At 56.3% G+C, this 20,532-nt stretch carries 14 protein-coding genes; 10 read left to right on the top strand and 4 right to left on the bottom strand.

Features of this window, described 5'->3' with window-relative positions; translation table 11 throughout:
* The first annotated feature begins 24 nt into the window (after positions 1-24).
* Positions 25-3,303: a transcription-repair coupling factor gene (gene mfd, locus CA54_RS17480; RefSeq protein WP_146372092.1), complete on the top strand. Its 3,279-nt coding sequence runs from the start codon at positions 25-27 to the stop codon at positions 3,301-3,303.
* A gap of 189 nt (positions 3,304-3,492) precedes the next feature.
* On the opposite strand, the gene CA54_RS17475 is transcribed toward mfd, so the two are convergent.
* Positions 3,493-4,485, bottom strand: coding sequence for a zinc-dependent alcohol dehydrogenase family protein (locus CA54_RS17475; protein WP_146372091.1), 993 nt, complete (start codon positions 4,483-4,485; stop codon positions 3,493-3,495).
* Between the two features lie 96 nt (positions 4,486-4,581).
* Positions 4,582-5,442, bottom strand: coding sequence for a fumarylacetoacetate hydrolase family protein (locus tag CA54_RS17470; protein WP_146372090.1), 861 nt, complete (start codon positions 5,440-5,442; stop codon positions 4,582-4,584).
* A gap of 387 nt (positions 5,443-5,829) precedes the next feature.
* Between CA54_RS17470 and CA54_RS17465 the strand changes: the two genes are divergently transcribed.
* Positions 5,830-6,339, top strand: a complete 510-nt coding sequence (locus CA54_RS17465; RefSeq protein WP_197532530.1) for an FHA domain-containing protein — start codon at positions 5,830-5,832, stop codon at positions 6,337-6,339.
* Positions 6,340-6,374: 35 nt separating this feature from the next.
* Here the strand turns inward: CA54_RS17465 and CA54_RS17460 are convergent, their stop codons facing one another.
* On the bottom strand, positions 6,375-7,790 hold the full coding sequence (locus tag CA54_RS17460) for a DUF1501 domain-containing protein (protein ID WP_146372088.1): 1,416 nt from the start codon (positions 7,788-7,790) through the stop codon (positions 6,375-6,377).
* A 436-nt stretch (positions 7,791-8,226) separates the two neighbouring features.
* On the opposite strand from CA54_RS17460, the gene CA54_RS17455 reads away from it, so the two are divergent.
* The 6 genes from CA54_RS17455 (at position 8,227) to CA54_RS17430 (ending at position 15,140) form a co-directional block, all read left to right on the top strand.
* Positions 8,227-10,455: a serine/threonine protein kinase gene (locus tag CA54_RS17455; protein ID WP_146372087.1), complete on the top strand. Its 2,229-nt coding sequence runs from the start codon at positions 8,227-8,229 to the stop codon at positions 10,453-10,455.
* Entirely contained in the window at positions 10,448-12,226 is a 1,779-nt protein-coding gene (locus CA54_RS17450; protein WP_231963096.1) for an adenylate/guanylate cyclase domain-containing protein, read from the top strand. Before CA54_RS17455 ends, CA54_RS17450 begins: the two co-directional genes overlap by 8 nt.
* A gap of 254 nt (positions 12,227-12,480) precedes the next feature.
* Positions 12,481-12,711: a hypothetical protein gene (locus tag CA54_RS17445; protein ID WP_146372086.1), complete on the top strand. Its 231-nt coding sequence runs from the start codon at positions 12,481-12,483 to the stop codon at positions 12,709-12,711.
* Positions 12,712-12,782: 71 nt separating this feature from the next.
* Complete coding sequence (locus CA54_RS17440; protein WP_146372085.1) at positions 12,783-13,364, top strand: response regulator; 582 nt, start codon at positions 12,783-12,785, stop codon at positions 13,362-13,364.
* Between the two features lie 184 nt (positions 13,365-13,548).
* On the top strand, positions 13,549-14,337 hold the full coding sequence (locus tag CA54_RS17435; protein ID WP_146372084.1) for an alpha/beta fold hydrolase: 789 nt from the start codon (positions 13,549-13,551) through the stop codon (positions 14,335-14,337).
* A gap of 494 nt (positions 14,338-14,831) precedes the next feature.
* Positions 14,832-15,140 carry a BON domain-containing protein gene (locus CA54_RS17430; RefSeq protein WP_146372083.1) on the top strand — a complete coding sequence of 103 codons (309 nt, stop codon included), beginning with the start codon at positions 14,832-14,834 and terminating at the stop codon, positions 15,138-15,140.
* Positions 15,141-15,159: 19 nt separating this feature from the next.
* Here the strand turns inward: CA54_RS17430 and CA54_RS17425 are convergent, their stop codons facing one another.
* Positions 15,160-16,635 (bottom strand): hypothetical protein, encoded by a 1,476-nt coding sequence (locus tag CA54_RS17425; RefSeq protein WP_146372082.1) that lies wholly within the window; start codon positions 16,633-16,635, stop codon positions 15,160-15,162.
* Positions 16,636-16,794: 159 nt separating this feature from the next.
* Here CA54_RS17425 and CA54_RS17420 point away from each other — a divergent pair, with 159 nt between their 5' ends.
* Entirely contained in the window at positions 16,795-17,607 is an 813-nt protein-coding gene (locus tag CA54_RS17420; protein WP_146372081.1) for a sugar phosphate isomerase/epimerase family protein, read from the top strand.
* A 279-nt stretch (positions 17,608-17,886) separates the two neighbouring features.
* Entirely contained in the window at positions 17,887-20,490 is a 2,604-nt protein-coding gene (locus CA54_RS17415; RefSeq protein ID WP_197532529.1) for a PSD1 and planctomycete cytochrome C domain-containing protein, read from the top strand.
* The last annotated feature ends 42 nt before the right edge of the window (positions 20,491-20,532 follow it).

The raw sequence follows: 20,532 nt of genomic DNA, 5'->3' as shown, positions 1-20,532 counted from the left end.
CTACAATTTGCCACTGTTAAAAGTATGCCTAAGAAAACGCGTGCTCCAGTGCGGCATTTGGGTGACTTGGTGCCGCTGTTGTTGTGGTCCGACGGGTTCGGCGAGGTGCTTGCGGCGCTCCAGCGGGGCGATAGCGGGACGATCGACGGAGCCTGGGGCTCAGCCTGCGCGCTGACCACAGCCGCATTGGCCGATAAGGCGCCCGGCACGCTGCTGGTCGTGCTGCCTCGGATTAGTGAGGTCGATGATTTTGCTGACGATGTCGCAGGGCTGTGCGGATTCGACCCCGTTCTGTTTCCCGCGTGGGATTCGCTCCCCAAGGATCACCGCATCACCGACGTAACCTTCGGAGCCCGCCTCCGCGTACTGCGCGCCCTGACATCCTCCGTCCCGCCGAAAATTATTGTCACCAGCATCCCGGCTCTCTTACAGCCGGTCCCCAGTCACGATGAATTAATACGTGGTACACGGACCTTCTCGGCTGGTGACGAAATCGATCCCGAAGAATTGGTGCGGGACCTGGTCGATCTCGGTTTGGAGCATGTCACCGGCATCGAAATGCCGGGGGAATTTAGCATGCATGGGGGGATTGTCGATATCTTCTCTCCTGATGCTGAAAACCCGCTGCGGCTGGAATTTTTTGGCGATGAGCTGGAATCGATCCGTACGTTCGATGTCGAGACGCAGCGCAAATTAGAGGACCTCAGCGAAGCCGCCATTACACTCGTTGCTCCCCCGGGACCCGACGATGACTCAAACGGTGACCGCTTGGCGGGCGAACATTTTCTGGAGTTTATTCCGCCGCAACCTTGGATCGCGCTCGTCGAGCCGGGAGAACTGGTCAGCGAAGGCAAGCACTATTTGGAGCGGCTGGATGACCCGCGCGGCTTTTATCAAGTGGATGCAACGTTAGCCCGCTGCATGCAGCATCCCACGGTAACAATCTCCGCCTTAGCGGGAGACAGCTTCGAGGCGACTTGTCATTTGCGGATCGAGTCGGTGGAACGCTTCAATGGTCGTGCGGGTGAAGCGATTGAGGAATTGGGCACATTGCTCGCCAGCGACGAACAAGCGGTGATCGCTTGCCACAACGAAGGGGAACGCGAACGGCTGAGCGAGTTGATTGCCGAAAGCAAGATACCGGCCGCTTCGCGAATTTCCCTATGTGTGGGGCGGTTGACGGCTGGGTTTCGCATGGTTTCGGAGCGAGTGATTGTTGTCAGCGATCACGAATTGTTCCACCGTAAGGAAGTGCGTCGGGCGGTGAACAAAAAGGCGGCTGTTGAATCCCGGGCGATCGATAGTTTCCTGGAATTGAGCGAAGGGGATTTGGTCGTCCATCTCTCCAAAGGGATCGCCCGGTTTCGCGGGATCAAGTTGTTAGAGAAAGGGGACCAAAAAGAAGAGCATCTGGAATTAGAATTCCACAGCAAGACACGGGTCTACGTGCCGGTCTCGCTGATTCACCTGGTGCAAAAATATGTCGGCGGGGCCAAGGCGGCGCCGGTTCTCTCCCGGTTAGGGTCCAAGAGTTGGGAACGTAAAAAACAGGCGGTCGAAGAAGCGGTCCGTGACTTGGCGGCCGATATGATCCAACTGCAAGCGGCGCGGAAGACAAAATCGGGACACACGTTTCCGGCTGACAGCCAATGGCAGCACGAATTTGAAGCCTCGTTTCCCTATACCGAAACGCCCGATCAGTTGACGACCATGGAGTCGATTCGCGGTGACATGCAAGGCGCGCAGCCGATGGACCGGCTCATTTGTGGCGATGTTGGTTACGGCAAAACGGAGATGGCGATCCGCGCCGCCTTTAAGGCGGTCGACTCCGGAAAACAAGTCGCCGTGCTTGTCCCCACCACGGTGCTGGCCGAACAGCACTTCCGCACCTTCAGCGAACGCATGGCGGAGTATCCGTTTAACGTCGACGTACTTTCGCGTTTCAAAACCAAACGCGAACAACGTGAGACGTTGGCGAAGCTAAAATCGGGCGGGGTCGATTTGGTGATCGGGACGCACCGGCTGGTGCAAAAGGACATCGAGTTCAACGATCTGGGCCTGCTGATCATCGACGAAGAACAACGCTTCGGCGTCGCTGCCAAGGAGATGCTCAAGCGACTGCGTCTGGAAGTCGATGTGCTCACAATGAGTGCGACCCCCATTCCGCGAACGCTCCACATGTCGTTAGTCGGCATTCGGGACATCTCGAACCTCGAGACCCCACCCCGAGACCGCCAAGCGGTGGAAACCCGCATTTGCCGCTTTGACGGCGAACTGATCCGGCAGGCAATCATCCGCGAGATGAACCGCGGCGGGCAAATTTATTTCGTACACAATCGCGTCTACAATATTCAAAGTATCGCCGATCAAATTCAATCGCTGGTCCCCGAAGCGCGCATCGGCATCGTGCATGGGCAGATGAAGGAAGGGGAACTCGAACCGGCGATGCTATCGTTCGTCCGCCGCGACACCGACGTGCTGGTGGCGACGACGATCATCGAAAGCGGATTGGATATTCCCAACGCGAATACGATCTTCATCCATCAAGCGGACAATTATGGTCTCGCCGATTTGCACCAACTGCGCGGTCGCGTCGGCCGTTATAAGAATCGAGCCTATTGTTATTTGGTTCTCGAAGAAGGCCGCTCGCTCTCCAGCACTGCGGCGAAACGCCTCAAGGCGATTGAAGAATTCAGCGAACTCGGAGCCGGCTTCAAAATCGCCATGCGCGATCTAGAGATTCGCGGCTCGGGGAATATCCTGGGCAACGAACAGAGCGGGCACATCGCCAGCGTGGGCTACGAGCTGTATTGCCAACTGCTGGAAAATTGTGTCCGCACAATGACCAATCAACCCTTGCGGCAAATGGCCAACGTGGCGATCGACCTTCCGATCTCAGCTTACCTGCCGGGATCCTACGTACCGCCGGGGCGGGCAAAGATCGAAGTCTATCGCCGGTTGTCACGCACACAAGACTTCCAACAGCTGGCCGAATTCGAGGCGGAAGTGATCGACCGTTTTGGCCCGATGCCAGTGGAGGCCAAACGTCTCCTGGAATTGCGGGGCTTGCAACTGATGGCGCATTTTTGGCAGATCGACGACATTCACCTCGAAGATCGTTATGCCGTGTTCTGCTATCGCGACCCGAAAAAGATCCAACAACTGAAAGCCTTTTCCGGCAATCGCCTCCGCATCGCGGACGGACGGTCGGCGTATCTGCCGCTGGTGAAGACCCTGCCGTTAAATTTCGACACAGTCTTCGAAGACATCGTCGCAGTGCTCCGCCCCGGCGATTCACCATAAGCACGCGTGTGCAATTTTCGTTTCCACGAAAAAAATCCGCAACACGGGAGGGCGAAGCTCCTGCTGAGCCGCGCGCTAAATAAAACTCACCCCACCCACTAAGCTTGATATCTGCAACCCCTGATCGAATGAAGGCGACCACGGAGCATCACAGCGCCCTAATCAATTTGCAGTTGTCCCGATTTGGGGTCATTCACTAATAGACAACAACACTTTTCCCGCGCGCCCCGGTTGTTCGGCGGCCTGCACGGCGTCGCAAACTTTTTCTAATGGAAACGTTTCTCCCACATCAGCTGTGAGCGTTCCGTCGCGGAGCAAGGTTTTCACCATCTTGACCAGCTTCAGTTTGCCGATCAAATTCAGCGAGTTCATGTGATTCGACAGCCAGAACCCGGCGATCTTGGCATCGGGCGTCATGATGTCGCGGGGGGAAAACGAGAGTGGTTCGCCAGACAGCGTGCCAAAGACCAACATGCGTCCCCCTTTGCCCAACGATTGCACCACAGCCGAGCCGAGTGCGCCGCCTACGGGATCGATGGCATAGGGCACGCCCTGTCCGCCCGTGATTTCGGTAACAGCCTCGGGTAACTCTGCAGGACTTGTGGCAATCACGGCATCGCCGCCGAGCGACTTAAGCTCAGCGACTTGTTCTAGACGACGAACGACGTTGAGCGTACGAAAGCCGTACTTGCGTCCCAAACGGATGACCATCTTGCCCAGCGCCGAACCGGCAGCGGTTTGCAGCAGCCATGCTCCGCGCGGCACTTTGAGTACTTGGCGGGTCATGACGTAGGCGGTTGCCGGATTGACGAAAAACATGGCAGCTTGTTCGACGGACAATTCCTTACCCAAGGGCACCGCTTGTTTGGCGGGGACGGTGGTCTGCTGTTGCCAATTGCCGGTTGTGCCGTTGAGCACGGCGACCCGTTTGCCGACCAAGAATTTTCCCAGCAGTCCGCCGCCACTGGCTTCGACGATGCCGACCCCTTCGAATCCGGGAGTCGCCGGGAGTTCGGGCAGAATGCCGTATTGGCCGCGGATCATCATCAAGTCCGACGGATTGATCGGGCTAGCCAGCATCCGCACGCGGACGTGTCCGGAAGCCGGGACCGGTTGGTCGCGCGATTCGATCCGCAAGACGTCGGCCGGTTCGCCGAACTGGTTGAGAACCACTGCTTGCATGTTGGGGGCCTTGGGGTTGGTGACGTTGTTGGGTTTGTGGTGAACTGGGGTTGTGAATTTGGCGCTCGAAACGACGGCGAAGCCGTCGGTTGTGGGTTAATGTTGCTTGACTGAGTTTTTGAGGACGCCGAGGCCTTCGATTTCGACTTCGGTGACATCGCCATCTTTGAGAAACACGGGCGGTTTGCGGGCCATGCCGACTCCTGGGGGAGTGCCGGTGAAGATGATGTCGCCCGGTTCCAAACTGAACAGTTGCGAAATATGAGCAATGATTTCGTCGACGCCGAAGATCAGTTCCTTGGTCGAGGAGTCTTGCATCGTCTCGCCGTTGAGCCGTAGCGAAATCGCCAGTTCGTGCGGGTTCTCGACCTGATCGGCCGTCACGACGTACGGTCCAATTGGGGCAAAGGTGTCGGGAGTTTTTCCCAACAGCCATTGGCCGCCGGGGCGTCCGATTTGCCAGTCGCGGGCCGAAACGTCGTTGCCAACCGTGTATCCGGCAACGTGAGCGAAGGCGTCTGCACGGGAAATGTTCCGTCCCCCGCGGCCGATGACAATGACCAGTTCCGCCTCATAATCCACAGTCTTACAGGCCGCCGGAAGAACAATGGTTTCTTCGGGGCCGATCACGGAACTGGAAAACTTGCTGAAACAAATTGGTTCATCGGGAATCGGCGCGTTGCTCTCCACGGCGTGGTCGCGGTAATTGAGTCCAATGCAAATCACCTTGCCGGGACGGGGGATCGGCGCCAGAAGTTCTCCCGTGACAAACTCACCCGCCGCCGCGGCTCGCTCGACGGCGTCTTCGATTTTTTTCAGGTTCTGGGGAAGTTTGGACAACAGGCTAACCATGTCATTCGCAAGTGTCGGGTCGGCCGCCTGCAAGTCTACGTATTGGTTTTCGATCACGGCGACAGCGCGGTCGCCGGCGTTTGTTCGCAAAGTGGCCAAATGCATCAGTCAGCTCCTGGTTGGTTTCAACGTCGTTTTGTGCCAATTCTGTACGGCAAATTCGGGGCGCGGGTGAAAAACAGTTTTCTCGTACAACACTTCCCCGGCTCATAATCCGGACATCATACGGCTGTTGCGACTGGACTGGCAATCAAGGCGGAGGGATCCGGGACAATTCGGCGATTTCTACTGCGAAACAGCGGTAGGTTGGGGCGAAATCGATACTTTCGTCATGCGGAATTCGACCTCCAGACATCTTAAATCCCGCCGAAACCAGCCAAAATCGTCGTTTGTTCGGGCTTTCCACGCTGCGAATTGCTCGAAAAATGATTCCCTTTGCCTCAAACAGTCGATAAGATGAAAAAGAGCGAATCATTTTGTTGGAGCCGGTCTATGCCAATCTGTCTTACTCCGCATCTCGACGGAGACCCGATCAAACTGGATAAAGCGATCCTGTTAGTCGGTCGGCATCCCAGTTGCGACATTATCCTGGTGTCGAGTCGCAAAGTTTCCCGCATTCACTGTTGCATTGCACAGGCGGGAAACCGTCTGCTGATTCGTGACCTGGGCAGCACCAACGGTGTTACGGTCAACGGCGCAAACGTTGAAGAATCGGAAATCCACCTAGGTGACGACGTTGTGATCGGCGACCTGAAATTCTTTGTCGGAGACGGCTCAGAAAATCGAGCTGAGGGGCGCGACAAATTGAACGGGAATGGAAGCTCCACGCCGGTCAAAAAGATGAAGGGCCTCGATTCGGTGGCAACGCCACTGGTAGCCGAAAGTACCAGCGACCAGGATTATGACATCGTCGAGGATTCGGACGTTGACGTGAATTCACCGGCCGTCGACGGGGAAGGTTCGTTCGCGGAACTGAGCGACTCGCACGTCGAATCCCTTTGATGCGGTCTATTTGACCAGCAACACGTCACAATCTCTCAGCCCAAATCGCTAACCGCGCGACCCACGCACAACTGCTGTTGCCCGCGTTGGAATTCATCGTAATAGGTCAGCGAACTGTCGATGCCGAGATGCTTGAATACTGTGGCGGTCAGGTCGGCGGGGGTAACCGGTTTGTCGGCGACATAGCCGCCATTGGAGGTCGTCGCTCCATAAGCCTGTCCCCCGCGCACTCCGCCACCGGCGACCAATGCGGTAAACGCGTGCGGCCAATGATCGCGCCCCGTTTTTTCCGTCATGCCGTTTTGCGTGACCAGTCCGATCTTGGGCGTGCGGCCGAATTCGCCCAGCGCGACCACCATCGTGGTTTCCAAAAGCCCGCGCTGATCTAGATCCTGCAGGAATCCCGCAAAGGCGTGATCGAACAATGGACAGAGGTCGTTTTTCAACTTGGGGAAATTCTGGTGATGTGTGTCCCAATGCGGTGAGACTTTGTCGTATTTTGTCTCATCATCCCAGTTGACGGTCACCAGCGGGATATCGTTTTCGACCAGTCGACGCGCCAGCAGTAGGCTTTGCCCAAATTTCGTCCGGCCGTACAGGTCGCGAATCGCCGTCGGTTCTTCGGACAATGAAAACGCATTTGTGGCTTGGGATGTTTCGACCAGCCGCAGCGCGCCGGCGTAATTCGTATCGACCAATTCGGCCAATTCCCCGGCATCGGTCCGGCGGTCGGCCAAGTTTGCCAGTTGTTGCCGTAGTTCTCGCCGCCGATCAAAACGCGAACGCGTGACCTCCTGGGGAAAGCGGACACCCTCGACCTGGAAATCTTGTTCTCGGGGATCTCCCCGGATGAGAAACGGGTTCCAATGTTCTCCCATCCGCCCTCCGGTTTGTCCGGCGATCCTTTTGTCTTGTCCCTCAAATTGTGTGTACCAGGGCAGAACCACTGAGGCGGGAAGCCCGGTTGTGGACTGTCCATAGCGGGCGACCATCGACGCAATCGACGGCCAGTCTTCCGGGAGAGCTTGATCGGTGACGGGAGGACCGAAGTAAGGACGGCCGGAATAGATTTCGCTACAGGCCGGGCCGTGCACGCTCATTTTGTGGGTCATCGAGCGGAGCAGACAGAATTTGTCCATCTGTTGCGACAATAGCGGCAGGTGTTCGCCAATGCGGATGTCAGGCACATTCGTGGCGATCGATTGGAATTCCCCACGCACTTCCGTCGGAGCCTCGGGCTTCATGTCCCACATATCGATGTGGCTGGGGCCGCCGAATAGAAAGATGAACACGCAGGATTTGGCCCGCGGTTGTGTGGTCGGCGATTGCGCGAGCGTCGCTGCACGAAGTTGTTGCAGTTGTGGCGCTGTCAAACCAAGCAGGCTCAAGCCGCCGATTTGCAAACACTTCCGCCGTGCCAACGTGGGCTGGTCCGCGAACAAGCTCAACATGGATACAATTGCTCCTCACTTGTGTGCCGCTTCCGGTCCCTCTTAGAAGCCGATAACTGGATACCAGTAGTTTACCCGATTTTCTCAACATGCGACAGTTTTTATGACTGCAAATTAGTCACGCCTCCGAGATCGCAGCATAGCTTGTAATAAAATCCAATCTGTCGTCATCGAAATCCTAGAAGCCCCAACCGGTAAAGACACCCCAGGAGCACCAGAGGGTCGTACGTTGTAAAGAACGACTCTCGTTCACTTGACCATTGTCACAGACGACCGACAATTCACTGAGGACCGCGTGGGAATTCTTTCTGATAACGACAACTTGTATTTCTTTTGGCTAGAATAGCAGGCTGTTGGCTAGAATCCCGGCTGCGCTCGATCTATCCTCAACCAACGCGTTCGATTTTGTGAAACCCACAGTAATGTCAATTTGTTCATGACCGATAGCCCCAGCCGACCGATCTCGACCGCGCCCGATGATACGCTCCGGCAGGATGCTGAGAGTTCCGATCGGTCCGCGCGGCTGAGTCGGCGGAAATTGCGGCCGCCGGGGGACGTGCCGGGTTACAAAATCAACCTCTGCCTGGGCGAAGGGGCCTACGGTTCTGTCTGGTTGGCTTGGGAGCAAAACACCGGCAAGCAGGTCGCCATCAAATTCTACACGCACCGCGGCGGTCTGGATTGGTCGCTGCTGAATCGTGAAGTCGAAAAACTGGCCATGCTCTATACGAGCCGCGATATTGTGCGGCTTTATGAAGTCGGCTGGGATGCGCAACCTCCTTATTACGTCATGGAGTATTTGGAAAACGGATCCTTGGCAGCGCTACTTCGGGAGGGACCGTTGCCTATGACCGAATCGGTCCGTATTGCCGAAGCGGTGTTGCGGGCGCTGGTCCACGCCCATGGCAGCGGGATTTTGCATTGCGACATCAAACCGGCCAATGTGCTGCTCGATGGTGACATGCAACCTCGCTTGGCGGATTTTGGTCAGTCCCGACTGTCCAACTCTCAGGACCCGGCACTGGGGACTTTGTTTTATATGGCGCCCGATCAAGCGGATCTGGCGGCGGTGCCCGATGCACGCTGGGACGTCTACGCGCTCGGTGCGCTGTTGTACCATTGTTTATGCGGACACCCGCCGTTTCGCACCCCCGAAGTCGAACAAAAGATTCTCGCCACCGATAGCCTGCGTGAACGGTTGGCGGTTTACCGGGGAACGCTGCAATCCGCCGAGCGGCCCTCGGCACATCGTCGGGTTGCGGGAGTCGATAAACGCTTGGTGCATATCGTGGATCGCTGCCTGGAAATGAATCCTGCACGGCGTTACCCCAATGCGCAAGCCGCCTTGGAAGCATTCAAAGTTCGTGCCAAACAACGCGCCCGTCGTCCGGCGATCGTAATGGGCATCATAGCCCCCTTGCTGCTGCTGTTGGCGCTGGTCCCCTTGGGATTCCAGGCCGGCGATCAAGCGGTGGCCACCTCCGAATCGGCGGTGGTTTTCCAGGCCTCAGAGAACAACAAACTAGCGGCCAAGGCGACCGCGCGGATGCTGGAAAGCGAACTGGTCGGCTTGATCGGTCAATTGCACAGCGTAGCGAGGAATCCAGAATTGGCAGAGGCCATTTATCGTGAAGGGGAATTGCCCCAGAACAAGCGTTCCCAGCTGGAAGCATTGCTTAAAAATTTCCGCCGCCGCTATAGTGTCCCGCGAACGCTGAAAGCACGGTCGCGGAACACAGTCGCCAATGACAGCGACATCGACTATCTGTTGGATCGCAGTTGGTTTCTCACCGATGCCAAAGGCGTTCAACTGTGGCGTGATCCTTATGGCGATACGATCGACGGTGAATATCATTGGCGCGATTATTTTCATTGGGGCGGCAAACAGCTCCCCAAAACCGTGGACGTCAAAGATGTACAAACGCATTGGGATGAGAAAACATTTCACATCTCCGCCCCCTTCGTCAGCGAAGAGACGAATAGCTACATGGTGGCCATCTCGGTCGTCGTCCGTGATAAAAAAACCTCGCAACCGCTGGGCGTGCTCGCCCGCACCATCGACTTGGGAAAATTGCTCTCCGCGAAAACGTTGGGAGAGTCGCGACGGGTCGCCATGATCGACGGACGCAACGGCAAATTTTTAGATCATCCCTTGATGGCCCCCTCGCGATTTGAAGGTCTTGACAACGACGAGGTTGCAGCCACCATTGAGGATCTGGAACTCAGCCTCGCAATGCGTGAAAAACTCGCACAGTACCCGCATTCGAACCACCCGACGCAAGATGCGGGCGAGATGGATGTGATCATCGAAAACCAACACCACGATCCTGCGGACCGGCTTGATCAAGAAGCCGTAAAACGCGGCGAGGACCAACAGCGCTGGTTAGCCGCCTTTGCCCGGGTCCCCGGAACCGACTGGTGGACCGTTGCTCAGGAGCGCCACACCGAAGCGATTCAACCCGTGCAGAAAGTCCAATCGGAATTGATGTTCTACGGCATGATCGGACTGTCGGCGTTTTTTGCGCTGATCGGCGCTCTGTGGTACTTCTTGTTACGCGGCGTGAGCAATCGCACGGTCCGCATCGGCTCGTCGCAACCTCGACGAGGCCGCAATATCGAAACTGAAGCGTTGTCCGGCAGCGGGAGGAGTTCGTCACTTGGCTGAACTAACGGCCGAATGCGCCGAATCCCAGAACCGCACGACGGTCGTGATCAAACCGGACAAACCGCTCGCGGTCGGTCGCGACGAACAATGCGACTTAGCCGTTCCCTGGGATAAGTCCATTTCGCGGAAACATGTCGAAGTGCACCTCGTCGGCGATTCTCTCCGCGTCCGCAGATTCGCCGTCGCAGCCAATCCACTTTTTCATCGCGGTGCACAGGTCGAGTCCTGCGAGTTGGAACCCGGCGAGCATTTTGTGCTGGGACAGACTGCGTTTCTATTCAGCGATGCGCGGACACCACGACCGTCGACTCCCACCCAGCCGGTGGAAGAAGTCGCCTTTTCTCGCGACGACTTGCGGCGGATTCAATTTCTAGATGCCGACAGACGTATCGAGGTATTAACACACTTGCCCGATGTGATCTGGGGGGCGCGGACTGATGAAGAATTGTTCGTCCGCCTGACAACTACCCTCCTGGCAGGGATTGCCGGGGCCGAAGCGGCTGCGGTCGTATCGATTACGGGCGATGATCCGCCGGTGATTGAACATTGGGAGCGTCGTCTGGAAGTCGCCGGAGAATTCCGCCCTAGCACGCGTCTGATCCGGGCGGCCGTCTTGGAAAAAGAGCAAAGCATCCTACACGTCTGGGAAAGCGAAGAGCATCATCAGGCGGATTACACCATCACGCAAGAATTCGATTGGGCGTTCTGCACGCCGGTCCGCGGCGCTGCTACGCAAGGTTGGGGACTTTATCTGGCCGGTCGTTTTGATCGTGCCGCCAATCCAGCCGGACAAATAGATACCAGCGAACAGCAGTTGCGGGGCGACGTTAAATTTGCCGAGTTGATGGCTGAAATTATTAGCGCCGTGCGGCAGGTCAATCGCCTGGAACGGCAACAAGCGGGTTTGCGACAATTCTTCGCGCCGCGAATTTTATCGTCGTTGGGAGACGGTTTCGACACCAAAAGTCTCGATCCGCGCGAATGCGACGTCACCGTGTTGTTTTGCGACCTCCGCGGTTTTAGCAAACAGGCCGAAGGGGCCCGCGATGAATTGATCCATCTTCTTGATCGCGTCAGCCAAGCCCTGGGCGTGATGACGCACCATATTTCCGAACATGGCGGGGTGATCGGCGATTACCAGGGAGATGCGGCGATGGGTTTTTGGGGCTGGCCAGTCGCCACTGATTCAGCGGCACTGGACGCCTGTCGCGCCGCTTTGGGAATTCGCGCCGCCTTTGCCGCCACGGCTGGGAAAAAAGATCACGCGTTGGCCGATTTCCAGATGGGGATCGGCATTGCACACGGCAGAGCGGTGGCGGGAAAAATCGGCACGACCAACCACGTCAAAGTCACCGTGTTTGGGCCAGTCGTCAACCTCGCCAGCCGGCTGGAGGGCATGACCAAACAACTCCGCGTCCCGATTCTGTTGGACGAAGCTTTGGTTGATCGGATCCAAGACGAGTTGACTCCCGAAGAGGGCCGCATTCGCAAATTAGCCCGTGTCTTACCCTACGGGATGCAGACCCCTGTAACGGTCAGCGAACTGTTACCCCCTGAAGCCGCCTTTCCGGAGCTCACCGCGGCGCATTTGGCATCGTATGAACATGCGGTGACCAATTTTCTCGCCGGGGATTGGGAACAGTCCTATCGAGCGCTGCACGACATCCCGCCCAGCGACCGGGCACAGGACTTTCTCAACGTCCTCATCGCCCAGCACAACCGCCAAGCCCCGGGCGATTGGGACGGAATCGTCAAACTGCCCAGCAAATAGCCGGTTTGTTCGGCACAATGCTCCTGGCTGTAGCAACGATTGTGCGGGTTGCATCGACCGAGTCACCCTGGCTGCAGTATCGAAACTAGGTAAACTCAATCGATTGGGCAATGCTTGCAATTGGCAACCTATACTTGACCACGTTGTCAATCACCGTCTCAGCAAGACGGCGCTGACAATTGTTGATGCAAGTTCTCGTGCCATCGCGCGAAATTCACCATAGATGACTTACAGACTGACGAAGGACTAGCTGCGTGGCCCTTATGAATGGTCCCCGATTTGCGGACACTGATTTCCTTGCGCCTGACGAAACACTGCTCCTTGCGCCCGAAGAGACGACCGAGACTGATCCAGAAACACCGCTGGATATCTCCGAGCGCGGTGTGGAACTTTTACAAAAAATCAATGAGATCATTGATTTAGCGACCGAGAATCAGCCTGAGGGTTCCGACCAGCCCATTATTGTGCAGTTTACTCAAAAGTAGCCGATCGCCGCGCCAGTCGGAGTGCGGGCCGATCTTCCGGGTCCTTTCGGTTGTTTGAGGCTGATCACCTAATGGTTAATGAAATTGGGGCCCGCCGGTCCAAAGTACTCATTATCGACGACGACCCACTCTTCCGCAGCATGCTGGCTTCGGTCATGCGCGAAAAATACATCGTGTTCGTCGCAGCCGACGGAGAAGAAGGATACCGCAAGGCGTTGGCCCATCCCCCCCATGCCATCATTCTCGACATCCGGATGCCGGGGTGGGATGGTTTGAAAACGTTGCGGACCATTCGCCGCAATGAAGTCTTGGCCGAATTGCCGGTGATGATCCTCTCCAGCGACGCCAGCCGTGAAACTGTCATTGCCGCCATTCACTCAGGCGCCACCGACTACCTGATCAAAACCAGCTTTACCAAAAAAGAGTTTCACAGCAAATTGGCGCGGTTGATCGAAATGGCGCGCGACCGCGCCCTGGACCGCCCCTCCCGGCGACGCCTCGAAGAAGCTTGGTCGCGGGTACGGCGCGTCCCCTCCGCTACGCCAATTCCCCGAGAAAATGCCCTGCCCGAGCCCTCCCCATCGCCCGAGACCGCCAACGCACCCGGTGCTGAGAATTCACAACTCCAGGAAATCATGGACGCCTGGGAATAGCGGCGGTTGATTTAGTGTGTTGGATATTTGAGAACCGCTTCACAGTCCGCCATGGCTGGGTCACTCCGGATCGACATTGGTCTTGATCCCATCTCGCCTCTACGACGACAATACAGTCTCTGTATCCGCTGCTGCGCCGTCATGTTGATGATGGCCGTTTCAACCTGTATTTCCTGGCGTGTTCATGCCACACAAAGCACGGCGACAATTTCTTAAAACTTGGCTCCCCCTGCTGATAATGAGCATAGCGGTTGTCGGCATGCCGCTGAGCACTGTGATTGACGTCGACGCTGCCGAAAAAACGACCCTGGACCAGGCGACTCCCGAATTGCTGGTGGTGTTCATCGGGGGTATGGATTCTGACCCGACTCCGGCTGAAATTGCCGGCACGGCACGCGCCAACCAGGGCAACAGCGGTATGTTTCAGCTCTGCAGTCAGTTGGACGATGAGCGGTTGGTATGCGAGTATTTCAACTGGAACGGCACCCGTGCCGGTAAAATCCAAACCAGTCCTCCGCCAATGACCTCGTCGATTGTCGACACGATTCACGAGCACATTCGTCAGTTTCCCCGCAGCCGCATCGTCCTTGTGGGCAACAGTTGGGGAGGTCACACCGCTTGGCAAGTCGCCGACGAAATCGCCCGCAGCGACCATCCCTTAGCGATCAAGCAGGTCATTTTTCTGGATGCCTCATCCACCGGCCGCGCGGTGGACCGGCATCCTAAAAAATTGCCGATCAACATCAACAACGCCCTGCATTACTACACGCACAACGTATTTTGTTGGGGCCAGTGGACGGAGAATCGTCTCCAGGCTATCGACTTGGGCGACCCCCAACTGGGGTACTCCAAAGATGGTACCCCCAATTACGGCTCAGCTTTCGATTTCCAAGCGCATGTCGCCGCCGAGTGGGACCCACGTATCCACGCCGAAATCAAAACGGCTGTCATGCGGCTTCTCACCACCCGCTAAAACGCCTCTCTCCGCCCGTCACGCTTACAATGCACGCAGCCGCGAATTGTAAATCTTACGCTGCCAAAGCGACGGGCTACAGCCTTTCCCAAAGATTTCTAAAAGGTCTCGCCACCGGCTCTCTGTTGATTTTTGGGCGAAAACGACAGAGTTAATCGTCGCGGCGGGGCAAAATCTACTCGCAGGGCCAGCGCACAACAAAGGTTGGCGCGGCAATTGCTTACCCCTCATTTGTCTGCCCACTACATGGTCAGCATTCAAAGCAAATGACTGCGATATGGGCAAAAACCAATTATTGACCTACACAGAATGGTTTGAGATCGTTATCTTTTTTCTTGCCGCCATTTTTCTTAGTGTCGAACGCACGATGGACGGCAAGACCACGGTGAAGACGTGCTCCAGCGATGGTGACCGGAGCTTGCGATTGAGAAGGCGATTAGTCTTTGCCGCGAAATGAAGGATCGTATTTTTCCCGTGGCACAAGGAACCACACAATGAGCAAGCTGGCAGAACGCCTCCCGGGCCAAACGATTGAGGCAACAGCCCCCTCACCGCGACAAGAAGCCGGCACCGCGGTGCCAGAAGAGACTGCCCATCAAGTCGAACAAGAAGTCCGACGTCGACTGATGGCGACCCCCCGCCTGAAAATTGAATCACTCGTCGTGCGACGTGTCGATCAGGGCATTTGTCTGCAAGGGGTCATCGAATCCCAGGAAGCGAATCACGATATCTGTTCGCTCGTGAAAACGGTCGACGGAGTGAATCGCGTCATCAATCGTTTGTTGGTTGCTTCGAAACATTAAGTTGTCGAAACCGGTGAACTCAAGTGTCGCCCGCGCGTCGGGTGACGCGTACGCGATACGTCCCTCGATTGTCGGACAACTCGCCCCACGCATCGTTCACGCGCAAAAACAGTGTACCGGATTCGCTGGGGCGCAACGTTGTAGCTGCGCCCACAGGTTCGATGCCATCCGCTAAGGCAGCGGTCGCATGTTTCGGCACCACAACCGCCAGCAACATTCCCAATGGCTGGCCGTCATGATACCGAATCGTGATTCCCGCCGCTGTCGCTTCCCAGGGCCGCGGGGTTTGCGCTAAGGTTACCTTTCCCTCGGCTGTGATTTCATACGAAGCCCCCGCTTCGACCTCGACACCGCTTGATTGCCACCCGCGATTTGCTTGGATCTCCACAACCGTTTCGCGACCGGTAGCCAAGGATTGCGTTGCAGGAAATTCGATCGCCGCCCGCTCCATGTCGTAATCGTAATTCAGACCGGAGGTGAACAACGCCCATTCGCGGTTCAACTCCGACAGATCCTTTCGGTAGAGTTCTTGAAATTTTCTGCTGAATTGCGTCCCCTGCAGATAGCCTCCCAATTCGCGGAACCGGTCTCGGTATTGCGGGTGTGCATCCATAAACTTACACAGCGCCCACGACCAGGCGTAGGACTCCGTCTTCAGAAACGAGTTGTGTCCGTAGTTGAAAATGTCCATCATGGATTGCGCGCGACCGGCGGCGCATTCCGCGGCGATAATCTGCAGACGCCCCCATCCCCGCACCTCAAGCGATTCAGTGGGCATGACGCGGAACGTTGTGCGTCCTTGCGCATCGGTGCGATGCGTTCCAAACAATTCCGCCATCCCCTCCATATACGAACTCGGCGCCAACACACCCGGCATGGCCGTCATGAAGCAATGCGTCCCTTCATGGATCAACAGATGCCTCCGATAATAATCGTGTTCCTGATCGTTCATCCAAAACTCGATACCGCGATTCCGGCCGTGAGGAAAATCGGGCAAATCCTCGGGGAGTAAACCGGTTTCGATGAACAACCGCTTATCTCCCATGAGATAACCGGTCATCTGAAAATCGCTCCCCGCACGATTCGGCGGCAACGGACCAAAATACTCTTCCCAGGCCCGATACGCTTCATCCATTAAGCCCGGTAGCGGTTTCGCTAATTCCGGATCGATGTCGGTATAGAGAATCAAGCGCTGCGATTCATACCGATGAATCCCCAACTCAGCCAACCGGGCATCATCATGCTGCGGCCGCTGATCATCGGGGCGATAAACGCGTTGTGAACCGGCGGGTTGCTTTGGCGTTTTTTGTTGTGCGCCTTGGGGACGCTTCTCGTTATCCTCCGGCGGACGATTTGGAGACGCGACCGAAGGCGGGCGAGAATCATTCGCCGCATCTTCATCGCCACCACAACCGCCGATCAGTATCGGCAGCAACAGCAAGGCCGCAATTCGTGTTCGCCTCCAGTTCAAACGCCGTAGCATTGATTCATTCATTGACCACTCGCCCATCCTGGAATTGCGCCGCACCTCTGTACAAAACGTCGATCCTCATAGATAGTTTACGCCCGCACGGTGATTTGATTCACCGCCGGTCCCACGATATTCTCAGGGAAGTTCGAAAACAGTTTCTACACCAAATGACGGATGTCGATCATGTCGGATTTCAAATACGCACTCAACAGTAGCACAATTCGGCCGGTGCCGTTATTGGAAAAAATCCGCATTGCTGGGGAGGCGGGTTATGCGGGGATTGAATTGTGGCATGACGATATCGAAGCCCATCTCACCCAAGGGGGCCGACTGCACGACATTGTCGTCGCCCTCGACGAACGAGGCCTCCGTGTGCCGACGACGATTCACATGAAAGGCTGGTTCGAGTCGGCAGGAGACGAACACACAGCGAACATGGACGCCTGTAAATGGAAGATGGAACAAGCCGAAGCGGTCGGCGCGGCTTACATCATTGCCGGACCGCCGCGGGAAACCGCTGATCGTGCGCTGGGGGCGAAGAACTATCGTGAGCTATTAGAAATCGGCCACGAAATCGGCATCAAACCGGCGATGGAATTTTTGGGCTTCGTCGAGGATATCAACAGCATCGAAGACGCGCTGGAAATTATCACCCACGCCGAGCATCCCGACGGCACGATTGTGCTCGACCCCTTTCACATCTTCCGCGGCGGCGGTTCGATGGAAAGCATTGCGCAACTTACCCCCACACAAATCGCCATCTGCCACTTCAACGACGCCCCAGCCCAGCCAGCGCGCGAACAACTAGCCGACCGCGACCGCGTCTATCCAGGCGAAGGGAGCGTAGATCTACAACGATTGATCACGCTGCTCAAACAAATCGGCTATGACAGTTGGTTGTCGTTGGAATTGTTCAACGAGGAACTGTGGCAGCAGGATCCACTGGAAGTGGCAAGAACAGGCTTGGATAAAATGCGGGCCGTTGCGGAAGCGTAATCTTTTAATTGCCTTGCGATGATTAATCGAGGGCGTGCAAGCTCTTGAGAACCCCCCCACCCACCAGCCCCAGCGACCAACGGGAGCGACACCCCGCATCTTGAGCGGAAGCTCGCACAAAGCGGCTGTGCCGCCGCATGCCACCGCTTTTCCCTTGCCATGAACCTCGGGAAACAGGATAATCAGTTATGGGTCTTGGCGGATCGGTTGCGAAGCCGATTTTCGAGGTCCATCCCACCTAAAATTCACTCCCCCACTTTCCTGCCTGTGGAGTTGTCCATGTTTCGCACACTGCCCTGGGGCTGTTTGTGTCTTGTCGCCCTGAGCGGTCTTGCTTCCGCCGATGAATTGGTGCAGCCCGACGCAGCGGTCTCGTTTGAAAAGCAGATACGGCCAATATTCCGTACGTACTGCTACGATTGCCATGGCAGCGGCGAGGAACACGCGGGCGGGTTGGATCTGCGTTTACGGCGGTTTATGATCACCGGTGGCGAAAGCGGATCGGTGCTCGAACCGGGCGAACCGGATAGCAGTTATCTGATGGACCGCCTACGGGACGGCGACATGCCGCCTGGGGAAAAGAAACTCTCTGCTGAAGATATTTCGACGATTGAAAAATGGATTGCGGTCGGAGCGCCGACAATTCGCTCGGAACCGGAAAAATTGGGCCGCGGTTTGGGCATCACTCCCGAAGAACGCGCCTATTGGGCCTTTCAACCGATTGTACGACCCGACGTACCGGTCTTTGCTCCGCAAGATAGTGTGCGGAGTCCGATTGATGCGTTGCTGTTAGCGAAGATGCGTGAAAAAGGATTGTCGTTTTCCAACGATGCTTCACGGCTGACATTGCTGCGACGAGCGCATTTAGATTTGATCGGAATTCCGCCGACGATGGATGAGATCGTGCAATTCCTGGCCGACGATTCCCTCGACGCCTACGAACGGTTGATTGATCGGCTGTTGGATTCACCGCAGTACGGCGAGCGCTGGGGGCGACATTGGTTGGATGTCGCGGGGTATGCCGACTCCGAAGGTTATACTGTGCGCGACAACGTACGAAATTACGCCTATAAGTATCGCGACTACGTAATCCGTTCATTGAACGCCGACAAGCCGTTTGATGAATTTATCGTCGAACAACTTGCCGGCGACGAACTGGTGCCGCAGCCACATGCGAATTTGAGTCCGGAAAATCTCGAAAAACTAGTGGCGACCGGTTTCTTGCGAATGGGAGCTGATGGCACCGACGGAGGCGCCGACGAATTGGATTTGGCCCGCAATCAAGCGTTGGCCGAAACGATCAAGATCGTCTCCACCTCTTTGTTGGGCATGTCGGTCGGTTGCGCGCAATGTCACGACCATCGTTACGATCCGATTTCGCACGACGATTACTATCAACTGCGAGCAATCTTCGAACCGGCCTACGATTGGAAGAACTGGCGAACGCCATCGCAACGCCGACTCTCGCTGTATACCGACGAAGAACGAGCCGCAGCGGCCGCTGTCGAAGCCGAGGTCGCCAAAGTTGCCGCCGAACGGAAAAAACGGCAAGATGAATTGATGGCTCAAGCGCTGGACGCAGAAGTTGCGAAAATCGAAGACAAGGAACTGGGCAAACGTTTGCGAACCATTTATCGCACACCGGCGGCGAAACGCACGCCGGACGATGTTGCCTTGTTCAAAATGCATCCGAATTTCAATATCTCACCGGGCAATCTCTACCAATACATCAGCACCTCGCGCGAGGAGTTGAAAAAATTCGATGACCGGATCGGCGAAATTCGCAAAAAGAAACCGGTTGAAGATTTCGTACGCATCCTGACGGAAGTTCCCGGCCGCGTTCCGGAAACGTTTCTGTTTCATCGCGGTGACCACCAACAGCCGAAACACGAAGTGATTCCCGCTGCTCTGACAGTCGCTGCTCCGGAAGGCAAACCGTTTGAAATCGCCAAGAATGATGAATCGCTACCGACCACGGGGCGTCGCTTGGCATATGCACACTGGCTGACCAATGGACGGCATCCGTTGTTGGCGCGGGTGATCGCCAATCGCGTCTGGCTGCACCATTTTGGCCGCGGCATCGTCCCGACGCCGGCCGATTTTGGAACCGCCGGTCAACCGCCGACGCACCCGAAGTTGCTCGACTGGCTGGCAGACGAATTCATGGCGCAGGGTTGGAGTCTGAAACAACTGCATCGCACAATCCTGTTGTCGACCACTTATCGGCAATCTTCAGAGACGGATGAAAGCAAACATCAGATTGACAGCTCCAACTTTTACTACTGGAAAAAACCGGTCGTCCGGTTGGATGCGGAAGTCATCCGCGATCATGTATTGGCCACAGCCGGCACGTTGAGCGGCGCGATGTATGGTCCACCGGTGCCAGTGAAAGAAGATTTTGTGGGACAAATCGTCGTGGGTGGCGACGATACGCGGCGGAGTGTTTATATCCAACAGCGGCGAAGTCAGCCGATGGCCTTACTCACAGCGTTTGACGCACCGGTCATGGAAACGAATTGTGAACTCCGGCCAATTTCGACAGCGGCCACACAATCGTTGATGCTGATGAACGGCGAATTCATGCTCGCGCATGCCAAGAAATTCGCCCAGCGTCTGCAACGTGAAGCGGGCGAGAACGTGCGACGGCAGGTACAGATTGCCTGGCAACTGGCCTATTCGCGACCCGCCACCCAGGCAGAATTAGACGATTCGGTGCAGTTTCTCGATGAACAGATTGTCTACTTAAAACAAAACCCGCCCCCCGCACCGCCAAAGAAAAAAGGGGAAGCCGATCCGCCCTCCCCGCCGACGCCGCAGTTTGAAGCCTTAACAAATTTGTGTCACGTGTTGTTGAACTCCAACGAATTTCTGTACATGGAATAAGATCCGGTAAGCTCCCCCAGATCGCGATCTCCCCAAATTCAC

It is taken from the genome of Symmachiella macrocystis, assembly GCF_007860075.1.
GTDB classification, from domain to species: Bacteria; Planctomycetota; Planctomycetia; order Planctomycetales; family Planctomycetaceae; genus Symmachiella; species Symmachiella macrocystis.
This window is presented reverse-complemented; position numbering and strand designations above follow the sequence as displayed.